The 10,234-nt window shown below is 62.9% G+C and carries 9 protein-coding genes and 1 pseudogene; 9 read left to right on the top strand and 1 reads right to left on the bottom strand.

What is annotated here, in order from left to right:
- Positions 1–167, top strand: a pseudogene (locus BMI85_RS21755) (aldehyde dehydrogenase (NADP(+))); the annotation flags it as partial.
- A 14-nt stretch (positions 168–181) separates the two neighbouring features.
- Complete coding sequence (locus BMI85_RS20835; RefSeq protein ID WP_078602680.1) at positions 182–892, top strand: ribonuclease activity regulator RraA; 711 nt, start codon at positions 182–184, stop codon at positions 890–892.
- A 22-nt stretch (positions 893–914) separates the two neighbouring features.
- Here the strand turns inward: BMI85_RS20835 and BMI85_RS20830 are convergent, their stop codons facing one another.
- The gene (locus tag BMI85_RS20830) at positions 915–1,841 is read right to left on the bottom strand and encodes a LysR substrate-binding domain-containing protein (protein WP_078602679.1); all 927 of its coding nucleotides are present in this window, start codon (positions 1,839–1,841) and stop codon (positions 915–917) included.
- A 179-nt stretch (positions 1,842–2,020) separates the two neighbouring features.
- Between BMI85_RS20830 and BMI85_RS20825 the strand changes: the two genes are divergently transcribed.
- The 7 genes from BMI85_RS20825 (at position 2,021) to BMI85_RS20795 (ending at position 10,218) form a co-directional block, all read left to right on the top strand.
- Entirely contained in the window at positions 2,021–2,914 is an 894-nt protein-coding gene (locus BMI85_RS20825) for a DMT family transporter (RefSeq protein ID WP_078602678.1), read from the top strand.
- Between the two features lie 198 nt (positions 2,915–3,112).
- Entirely contained in the window at positions 3,113–4,615 is a 1,503-nt protein-coding gene (locus tag BMI85_RS20820; RefSeq protein ID WP_078602677.1) for an ABC transporter substrate-binding protein, read from the top strand.
- A 118-nt stretch (positions 4,616–4,733) separates the two neighbouring features.
- A complete protein-coding gene (locus BMI85_RS20815) occupies positions 4,734–5,648 on the top strand; it encodes an ABC transporter permease (RefSeq protein ID WP_078602676.1) in 915 nt (304 codons plus the stop codon).
- A gap of 9 nt (positions 5,649–5,657) precedes the next feature.
- Entirely contained in the window at positions 5,658–6,593 is a 936-nt protein-coding gene (locus BMI85_RS20810) for an ABC transporter permease (RefSeq protein ID WP_078602675.1), read from the top strand.
- Entirely contained in the window at positions 6,586–8,208 is a 1,623-nt protein-coding gene (locus tag BMI85_RS20805; protein ID WP_078602674.1) for an ABC transporter ATP-binding protein, read from the top strand. Before BMI85_RS20810 ends, BMI85_RS20805 begins: the two co-directional genes overlap by 8 nt.
- Positions 8,208–9,182 carry a 2-hydroxyacid dehydrogenase gene (locus tag BMI85_RS20800; protein ID WP_078602673.1) on the top strand — a complete coding sequence of 325 codons (975 nt, stop codon included), beginning with the start codon at positions 8,208–8,210 and terminating at the stop codon, positions 9,180–9,182. Before BMI85_RS20805 ends, BMI85_RS20800 begins: the two co-directional genes overlap by 1 nt.
- 1 nt (position 9,183) lies before the next feature.
- The gene (locus BMI85_RS20795) at positions 9,184–10,218 is read left to right on the top strand and encodes a DUF475 domain-containing protein (protein ID WP_078602672.1); all 1,035 of its coding nucleotides are present in this window, start codon (positions 9,184–9,186) and stop codon (positions 10,216–10,218) included.
- The last annotated feature ends 16 nt before the right edge of the window (positions 10,219–10,234 follow it).

Raw genomic sequence — 10,234 nt, 5'->3', positions numbered from 1 at the left:
TCCCGACCGGAGTGGAGGTCTGTGACGCAATGGTCCATGGCGGGCCCTATCCCGCGTCCACGAACTTCGGCGCGACCAGCGTCGGCACGCTCTCGATCCGGCGCTTCCTGCGCCCGGTCTGCTACCAGAACATCCCCGAGGGCGTGCTGCCCGCGGACCTTGCGTGAGGGAGGATACGCAAATGAAGAAAGAGACCCGCAACAAGCTGATGGGCGTCTCGGTCGCCACGCTTGCTACCGCGCTGTTCAAGCGCGGGCTGCGCAATCAGGTGATCCAGGGCGTGCAGCCGCTGGGCTGGAAGGGCAAGAACATGGTCGGTCCGGCCTTCACCCTGCGCTACATTCCGGCGCGCGAGGATCGCAACGGCATCGCGGTGTTCCGCAACGCCGATCACCCGCAACGCGTCGCTGTCGAGACCTGCCCGGAAGGTTCGGTGCTGGTGATGGACAGCCGCAAGCAGGCGATGGCGGCCTCGGCCGGCGACATCCTGATCACGCGGCTGATGAAGCGCGGCGGGGCGGGCGTCGTCACTGATGGCGGCTTCCGCGATGCGCGCACCATCGCCGAGTTGGAAATCCCGGCCTATCACACGCGCCCTTCGAGTCCGACGAACCTGACCAATAACGAGGCGATTGCGATCAATGAGCCGATCGGCTGCGGCGACGCGCCGGTCTTCCCGGGCGACGTCATCGTGGGCGACGGCGACAATGTCATCGTGATCCCGGCCGATATCGCGGATGAGATCGCGGACGAGGCGGTCGAGATGACGGCCTACGAGGATTTCGTGGTCGAAAAGGTCAAGGAAGGCCAGACGATCATCGGTCTTTACCCCTGCACCAAGGACGAGAACCGCGAGGCGTTCGAGGCTTGGCGCAAGGCGAATGATCGCTGAGGTATCCTTGGGCCACGGCCCTTCATTTCCGGCGGGGCAGGATCTCGCCGGAAAGTTCATCGCGGATGATCTGCGCGATCACCGCGATGACCGGTTCCGGCTCGGTCGGGCGCATAGCCAGATAGAGGTCGGAATGCAGCTCGTCCGGATCGAGCCCGATATCGTGGAATACGAGGTTCGGCAGCCCGATCAGCGAGCTCGACCGCGGCACCAGCGCCGCCCCGAACCCTTCGTTCACCAGCCCCAGAACGGTATGGCGCTGCGCCACCGCGAAAAGTTCGCGCGGGATCACACCGCGCGCCTTGAGATAGCCGTTCACCACTTCGGCGAGAAAGCCCCCGCGCTCGGTCGAGTAACCGATGAAGTCGTGTCCATGCAGATCTTCGACTTTGAGGTCGGGCTTGTCGCGCAGCGGATCGTCCTTATGCGTGACCAGCATGAAGGGCTCGGACCAGACCTTTTCCATCGGCAGCGAATAGGTCTCGCGCGGCAGGCGGATCAGCCCGAAATCGAGGCTGCCCGAGCCGAGAGATTCAATCGCCTCATAGGTCATCACCTCGTTGAGGGTGATCGTCACTTCCGGCATCTCGTTCCGGATGCGGCGGGCGAGCCGGGGGATCACCTCGACGCAGGCCGAGGGCACGAAACCGATCTCGACCGAACCCGCCGCGCCGCGCGCGGCTTGGCGCGCGGTCAGAACCGCGCTTTCGGTGCGGGTGAGAATGTCGGTCGCGTCGCGCAACAGGCGTTTGCCGGCCGCCGTCAATCGGACCGAGCGGTTGGTTCGATCGAAAAGCGGCGTGCCAAGCGTATGTTCGAGCAGCGCGATATGTCGCGAGAGAGGCGGTTGCGTCATGTTCAGCCGCTTCGCCGCGCGGCGGAAGTTCAACTCTTCAGCCACGGCCACGAAATAGCGCAGCTGGTTGAGTTCAATGGTCTGTCCGCTCATCGCCAATCCTCACAACTCGACGTCCCGCATGAGACGAGTCGGCATCAACATTTACATGTTCTATCGGAAATTCCTAGTGCTCGCTATATCAAGTGGCTGATTAGGAAGGAAGATTTACCAGTATAATACATGTTTACATGTTCGCTGAAGTAACGCAGTCTTGACGCAAGGGAGGCGCCATGATCGATGCACGGGCTTTGCTAGGAATGACACTGATGGCTGTGGTCGCGGTGGGGGCAGCGCTGGACGCGGTCATCGTGCGCCATCTTGCAGGCGCGGTGCATCCGTTTCAGATGGGCTTCACTCGGGTCCTCTTCGGGTTGATCGCGGTTCTGCCGCTTATCGTACGCAGGCCGGGCGTTCTGCGCAGCGAGGCGCGTACGGCGCATCTGGTGCGTGCGGCACTCAAGCTCGGCGCGCTGGTCACGCTGTTCGCGGCGTTGCAGGCCGCGCCAATCGCCACCGTCACCGCGATCACCTTCGCCGCTCCGCTTTTCGTCACGCTCGGCGCGTGGCTATTGCTGTCCGAGCGGCCCGGACGACTGCGCATCAGCGGGCTCGGCGTCGGGTTCGCCGGGATCGTCGTGATCCTCGGTCCGGCGATGGGGTTGGGGGCAGGGCAGGCGCTTCTCTTGGCGCTCTTGTCGGCGCTGCTGACCGCAGCGATCCAACTCATCCTGAAGACGATGGGGCGCCGCGACGGGGCGGATACGCTGGTCGTCTGGAACCTGATCCTGTCGGTGCCGCTGGCGCTGATCCCGGCGGTTGCCGTCTGGTCTTGGCCCACGCCCGAACAATGGGCGCTTCTGGCTTTGCAGGGCGTAATCGGAGCCTATTCGCAACTTGGGGTAACACGGGCGTTGCAACTGGCCGATGCCTCGCTGGTCGCCCCAATCGACTTTCTCAAATTGCCGCTCGTCGCAGTCGCGGGCTGGTTGTTTTTCGCTGAAGTGCCGCGATTCGAAAGCTGGATCGGAGCGGGGTTCATCCTCGTCTCGATCCTTCTTCTCGCGGCGAGTTCGCGCAAGCGAGCGCATCATTTCGTGCCTACGTCGGATGGAAAGGGGGGGTGATACCGCGGGGCTGATGAATGATACCGAGATTGGATCATTGTGCGTCAATTTGGCGTGGACTGAAGCCCGGCCTTGCATAGACTCGTTAATGATCCAGGAGGAGCGACGGACCTGATCGTCGTGGATCACCAAAGCTTCGGCGAATGCGGCGGGCGCCGGACACAAACAATCGCGCCGTGAAATTTGGGAGGAATTCTAATGAATTGCAAGAACACCCTGCTTAGCGGGGCGGTCCTGTTGTGCCTGGCGGCACCTGCATTCGCCGCCGACACGGACGTAAAAATCGTCCTTAACGAAGAGCTGGAAAACGTCGAACCCTGTATGGCGTCGCAGTCCAATATCGGGCGCGTCATCCTGCAGAACATCTCGGAGACGATGACCGAGTTGAACGTCAAGAACGGCGATCTGATGCCGCGTCTGGCGACCAGCTGGGAAGATCAGGGCGACGGCACCTGGCGCTTCCATCTGCGTGAGGGCGTGAAGTTCTCGGACGGGTCGGACTTCACCGCCGAGGACGTGAAGCACTCGATCGAGCGCACGCTGTCCAAGGACATGACCTGCGAGATCGGGGCCAAGTATTTCGGTGGCATGACCATCACGCCGACGATCGTCGACGACCACACGATCGACATCAAGTCGGACCCGGCGCAGCCGATCCTGCCACTGCTGATGTCGACCCTGACCATCGTGCCGAAATCGACGCCGATGGAGTTCACCCGCGAGCCCGTCGGAACCGGCCCCTACGTTCTGGCGAACTGGGATCCCGGTCAATCGATCGAGCTCGACCGTCGCGACGACTACTGGGGCGACGAGCCCGCAGTGACCAAAGCCACCTATCTGTTCCGTTCGGATGATGCGGTGCGTGCGGCAATGGTGCAGACCGGCGAGGCCGATATTGCGCCGCTGATCAGCCAAACCGATGCGACGAACCCCGAGACCGACTTCTCCTATCCGAACTCGGAAACCACTTATCTGCGCCTCGACACGTCGATCGCGCCGCTCGACGACGTGCGTGTGCGCAAGGCCCTGAACATGGCCGTCGATCGCGAAGCCTTCCTGGGCACTCTGATCCCGGACACGGCTGAAGTGGCGACCCATATGACCGTGCCGACCACGCTGGGTGCGGACGAGGATCTGGGCGTGCCGCCCTATGATCCCGATCAGGCCAAGAAGCTGATCGCCGAGGCCAAGGCCGATGGCGTTCCGGTCGACAAGGAAATCCTGATGATCGGTCGCCGGGGCAACTTCCCGAACGTGACCGAGGTGATGGAAGCCCTGCAGCAGATGTTCGGCGATGTCGGCCTCAACGTGAAGTTGCAGATGGTCGATGTGGCGGAATGGGTGAAATACTACTCCAAGCCCTTCGCGGCAGAGCCCGAGCCTTCGATTGTCGAGGCAATGCACGATAACAACCGCGGCGACCCCGTCTTCTCGATGTATTTCAAGTACGCTTGTGACGGTCTGCAGTCGGGGATCTGCAACGAGGAGCTCGATCAGGAGATCGCCGATGCAACCGGCACCTCCGGTGAAGGTCGCGGCGACGCGTGGCGCAAGGTCTTCCGCAAGGTGGCCGAACTGAGCCCGGACGTCTTCCTGTTCCACATGGTCGGCTATTCGCGCGTTTCGCAGCGTCTCGACTTCACGCCGACGATCGCGACGAACTCCGAGCTGCAGCTCTCGCAGATCAAGTTCAAAAACTGATCTCGGAAAACTGATCCAGGTCGGGGCGCCGCCATCCGGCGCCCCGCACGCCAGAGCCCACGAATAGAGGGGCTCCGATTTCCCCACGGCGCACGCGCCGTTCCAACGGAGAGAACCGATGCAGAAATTCCTCGCGAAACGCGCGGTTTCCAGTGCGATCTCCTTGATCTTCTTGATCATTGCCGTCTTCTTTCTGTCGCGCCTGACAGGTGACCCGACGGATCTTTACCTTCCGGTCGATGCCAGCCAAGCCGCGCGAGACCAGTTCCGCGAAATCCATGGCCTCAACGATCCGCTGATCGTGCAGTTCGGCCGCTATGTCTGGGATCTCGTGCATCTCAATTTCGGCGAGTCGATCCGCCGCGCCGAACCCGCGCTGCCCGTCGTGCTGCAAGCCTTCGGCTGGACGTTCCGCCTCGCACTGATCACGATGGCGATCGTGACCGTCGCTGCGATCACGCTGGGCGCACTGGCTGCCTTCCGTGTCGGCGGCATCTTCGACCGCATCGCCACCTTTTTCTCGCTGATCGGGGCGTCCGCGCCCGATTTCTGGATCGCCATCGTCGCGATCGTCGTCTTCGCCGTGGGCTTGGGCTGGGTGCCGACCTCCGGTGTGGGCGGGCCGCAATACTGGATCCTGCCGGTCGCGGTTCTGTTCATCCGACCCTTCGGTCTGATCCTGCAAGTTGTGCGGGGCTCGATGATCAACGCGCTCGGCTCGGCCTATGTGAAAACCGCCCGCGCCAAGGGTGTCGCGCCGAAGAAGACGATCTTCGTCCATGCCCTGCGCAACGCGATGCTGCCGGTGATCACCGTGATGGGCGATCAGGCGGCCGCGCTTCTGAACGGCGCCGTGGTGGTCGAGACGATCTTCGGTTTTCCCGGCGTCGGTAAGCTGATGATCGACTCGATCCTCAACCGCGACTTCACCGTCGTGCTGGCGGCCATCATGGTCACGGCATTGGCGATCTTCATCATGAACATCCTGATCGACATCGCCTATGCGATCCTCGATCCGCGCATCCGGTATTGAGAAATGACCATGTCCGACACTCGAACCCCGGCAACCTCCGTCAAAGCGGAGACGCCAGAACCCGGCAAGGCGCGTAAGATGCTCCAGCTTCTGCTGGCGGATAAAACCGCGACCATCGCCGCAATCTTCCTGATCGTCATCATCGCCTGCGCGATCCTCGGCCCCTTGCTGCTCGATCAGCTGGCGACACGACAAAACCTTCGCGGACGCAACGCTCCGCCCTTCGATCTGGCCCGTGGCTTCTTCTGGATCCTCGGCGGCGATCAATTGGGCCGTCCGCTGCTTGCCCGGATCATCGTCGCCGCCGGTAACACGATGGCCGTGGCCACCGGTGCGGTGATCGCCTCGATGACGATCGGCTCCGCGCTTGGGCTGGTCGCGGGTTACTCGCGCGGCAAGCTGGGCGACATCGTCCCGCGGATCGCGGACGTGATCATGTCCTTCCCGTCGCTCCTGCTCGCGGTGATCGTGCTCTACATGCTCGAGCCTTCGGTGAGCAACATCGTCATCGTGCTCGCGATCACCCGGATCCCGGTCTACCTGCGCACCACACGCGCCGAAGTGCTGGAAGTGCGCGAGCGGATGTTCGTGCAGGCCGCGATCGTGATGGGGGCCTCTCATCTGCGCATTATCTTCCGGCATATCCTTCCGGTCATCCTGCCGACCCTGTTGACCATCGCGACGCTCGACTTTGCCTTCGTGATGCTGGCGGAAAGCTCGCTCTCGTTCCTCGGCATCGGCATCCAGCCGCCCGAAATCACATGGGGCCTGATGGTGAGCCAAGGCCGTCCCTACCTGACCTCGGCCTGGTGGCTGTCGTTCTGGCCGGGCCTCGTGATCATCCTGACAACCCTGTCGCTCAACCTGCTGTCGAACTGGATGCGCGTCGCGCTCGATCCCACGCAGCGCTGGCGGCTCGAAATCGGAGGCAAGAAGAATGGCTGATCCGCTTCTTCAAGTCCGCAATCTCTCGGTCACGTTCCAGACCGCTCGCGGCCCGGTCCATGCCGTCCAGAACGTAAGCTGGCAGATCGACCGGGGCGAAGTGCTCGCGATCCTCGGGGAATCCGGCTCGGGTAAATCGGTATCGGCGTCCGCAGTGATGGACCTCATCGACTGCCCCCCGGGCGAGATCACCAGCGGCGAGATCTTCTATGAAGGCCGCGATCTTCTGAAGATGTCGCGCGGCCAGCGCCGTGCGATTAACGGCAAGAAGATCGCGATGATCTTTCAGGATCCGTTGGCGCACCTGAACCCGGTTTATACCGTGGGCTGGCAGATCGAAGAGACCATGGTGATCCATGGCACCTCCACTGCCGAGGCGAAGGCCGAGACGATCAATCTGCTGCGCAAGGTCGGCATTCCAAACCCGGAGGCGTCGGCCCAGAAATACCCGCACCAGTTCTCGGGCGGGCAACGGCAACGCCTGATGATCGCGATGGCACTGGCGCTCAAGCCCGACGTGCTGATCGCGGACGAACCCACGACCGCGCTCGACGTGACGGTGCAGGCGCAGATCCTTCAGCTGCTCGAGGATCTGCAGAAGGAAACCGGCATGGCGCTTTTGATCATCACGCATGATCTGGGCGTGGTGGCCGAGATTGCGCATCGCGTGGTGGTGATGAACCATGGCGAGATCGTCGAGCAGGGCTCGGCGCGCGAAATCTACGCCAACCCGCAGCACCCCTACACCAAGCGCCTGATTTCCTGCGCGCCGGGGCAGGGCGAAATCCATGACAAAGTGCCCGAAACCGAACCGCTTCTGAAAGTGCGTGAGGCCAAAAAGCTTTACGGCGCGTTCGAAGCGCTCAGCGGTGTCAGCTTCGACCTGCATGAAGGCGAGACCCTGGCCATCGTCGGCGAAAGCGGCTCGGGCAAATCGACGACGGCGCGCATCCTGCTGCGTCTCGAAGAGGCCTCCGGTGGCACGGCGCATTACAAGGGCAAGGATTTGTTCTCGATTACGCCGAAGGAGATGTTCGCGATGCGTCGCGACATCCAGATGGTGTTTCAGGACCCGACGCAGAGCCTCAATCCCCGAATGACCGTCTACGAGCTGATCTCCGAGGCGTGGGCGATCCACCCCGAAATCCTGCCGAAAGCGCAATGGAAGGCGCGGGTGGCGACCCTGCTTGAACAGGTCGGGCTCCAATCCGAACATGTGCATCGCTACCCGCACCAGTTTTCGGGCGGGCAGCGGCAGCGGATCGCGATCGCCCGGGCGCTTGCGCTCGAGCCGCGCATCATCGTCTGCGACGAGGCGGTCTCCGCGCTCGACGTGCAGGTGCAGGGGCAGGTGATCGCGCTTCTGGACCGGCTGAAGGCCGAATACGGCCTGAGCTATATCTTCATCGCTCACGATCTGCCGGTGGTCCGTGATTTCGCGGATCGGGTGATCGTGATGCAGGGCGGGCGGATCGTCGAGCAGGGGCCTGTGCGCCAGATCTTCGACTTCCCGCGCGACACCTATACCCGAAATCTGCTTGCCGCCTCGCTGGACCCCGATCCCGAGGTGCAGGCCCGGCGGCGCGCCGAGCGGCGGGCCAAGGAGGCCGTGTAATGACCAAACCCGACGTAATGATGCTTTTCCCGCAACGCCCGGTGGCGATGGCGCAGCTCGAAGAGGCCTATACGCTGCACCGCTGGGATCTTGCGGAGGATAAGGCGGCGTTCCTGGCCGAGCACGGGCCGAAGTGCCGCACGATCGCGACCAATGGTCATGCGCCGCTCGACGCGGCGATGATCGAGGCGATGCCGAATTTGGAGTTGGTCTCCTGTTCTTCGGCTGGCTTCGAGAGCTTCGACCTCGCGGCGCTCGCAAAACGCGGCATTGCGCTGACCAATACCTCGCAGGCGCTATGTGACGACGTGGCCGACACCGCGATCATGCTGATGCTGGCCGCGCGCCGCTCGCTGGTGGCGGCCGACGCCTACACCCGCTCTGGAGACTGGGCGACGAAAGGTCCGTTCCCGCTGCAGCGCAGCCTCAAGGGACGAAAGCTGGGCATCGTCGGCCTCGGCACCATCGGACAGGCGATTGCTCATCGCGGCGAGGCGATGGGGCTGCAGGTCAGCTACTGGAACCGCCGCAAGAAGGACGCGCCGTGGCGCTTCGTACCTGACCTGGTTGAGCTTGCGCGCGAGAGCGACAATCTGATCGTGATCGTCGCGGGCGGCGAGGGGACGCGTGGCCTGATCTCGGCCGAGGTCATGGAGGCGCTTGGTCCCGAAGGGCTTCTGATCAACGTGGCGCGCGGCTCCGTCGTGGACGAACCCGCGATGATCGCGGCGCTGTCTTCGGGCAAACTTGGCCATGCGGCGCTCGATGTCTACGCCTCCGAACCAAATCCCGATCCGGCGCTGACCGCGCTGCCCAATACGACGCTCTTCCCGCATCACGCCTCGGGCACGGTGGAGACGCGCGACGCGATGGCGCAGCTTCTGGTCGACAATCTCAAGGCGCATTACGCGGGCAAACCGCTTCTCAGCCCGGTCGATCTGCGCGCCTATCTGCCCGGAACGGTAGAGGCCTGATATGTTACGCTATTTTCTCTGGGCTTACATTGTAACCGCAGCCGGTCTGGTCGGGGCGTTCGCCCTCGGCTGGAGCTATTCCGGCACCCTGCATGGTGCGATCAGCTTCGGTCTGATCGGGGCGGTGCTGGCGGTGCTCGAAATCTCTCTCAGCTTCGACAATGCCATCGTCAATGCCAACAAGCTGGAGGCCATGACCCCGGTCTGGCGGCATCGCTTCCTTACCTGGGGCATCCTGATCGCGGTCTTTGGCATGCGGATCATCTTCCCGCTGCTGGTCGTCGTGATCGCCGCCCATATCGGCCCGATCGAGGCGATCCGCCTCGCTGCGACCGATCCGGCGCGCTATGCCGCGATCATCGGCTCTGCGCATCTGTCGATCGCGGCCTTTGGCGGAGCCTTCCTGATGATGGTGGCGCTGAGCTACTTCATCGACGACGGCAAGGAAGTGGATTGGATCTCGTGGCTCGAGCGCAAGCTGCGCCGCTTCGGCTCGGTGCGCGGCACGGAAATCGCACTGGTGCTACTTATGATGCTCGGGTTCTCCTCGCTGCTGGAGATCGAGGATCGCGGGACCTTCCTTTACGCCGCGAGCTTCGGGCTGATCACCTTCCTCGGTGTCGAACTGCTGGGCCATGTGCTCGACCGCTCGGACGCCGCGATGACGGTGGCCAAAGGTGGCTTGGGCGCGTTCCTGTATCTCGAAGTTCTGGATGCGTCCTTCAGCTTCGACGGGGTGATCGGGGCCTTTGCGCTGACGCAGAACCTGTTCCTGATCGCGATCGGGTTGGGGATCGGTGCGATGTATGTGCGCTCGATGACCCTGATGCTGGTGGAGCGCGGCACGCTTGCCGAGTTCCGCTACCTCGAACATGGAGCCTTCTGGTCGATCTTCGTCCTCTCGGTGATCATGTTCGCGCAAGCTCTTTTCCATATTCCCGAGGTGATTACCGGCCTGCTCGGCGCGGGATTCATCGGGCTCGCGCTGCTTTCGTCTCTGCGTCACAACCGCCTCGCCGGAGAGGACCGGACCTAAGATGACCGACCGTTTC

Origin of the sequence: Thioclava sp. DLFJ4-1, from assembly GCF_002020145.1 — a bacterium.
GTDB classification, from domain to species: Bacteria; Pseudomonadota; Alphaproteobacteria; order Rhodobacterales; family Rhodobacteraceae; genus Thioclava; species Thioclava sediminum.
The sequence above is the reverse complement of the archived record's forward strand: the minus strand, read 5'-3'. Positions and strand labels throughout refer to the sequence as shown.